This is a genomic window from Enterococcus sp. S183_ASV_20, assembly GCF_018919685.1.
In the GTDB taxonomy this organism is placed as follows: domain Bacteria; phylum Bacillota; class Bacilli; order Lactobacillales; family Enterococcaceae; genus Enterococcus; species Enterococcus faecalis.
Genome location: NZ_JAHLRI010000191.1, coordinates 1 through 360 on the forward strand (window position 1 = coordinate 1; position 360 = coordinate 360).

At 42.8% G+C, this 360-nt stretch carries 1 pseudogene; it reads right to left on the reverse strand.

Annotated features, from left to right (window positions below):
* Positions 1-360, reverse strand: a pseudogene (locus KQI94_RS16375) (hypothetical protein); the annotation flags it as partial.

Below are 360 nucleotides of genomic sequence, written 5' to 3' on the forward strand. Positions count from 1 at the left end.
AGGTTGTCTCACTCCTTTAGGTTTGTTTGTTATCTTCTGTGTACCAGGTTTCTTGCGTTCTCTGCGAACAACTGGTGGTTGTTTAGTTTTCTTTTCTTTCTTAATGATTGGCGTATTATGTCTATTCATACGTGTGATTGGCTCATTTACCTTGGATTGTACACGTTGTGGTGTAGAATGCGTTTGAGGTACATCAACTTGCGTTACTTGCTTCACTTGATCCATTTTTTTTCGTACTTCTGGACGTCGATAGGCAGGATTACTTCCCAACGTTCCACCACTCCGTTTGACCGTTTGGGCCGCTACTTTTGGTTGGATATTTTGACGAGTCGTTGGTTGTCCTGTTCGTCTTGGACTACG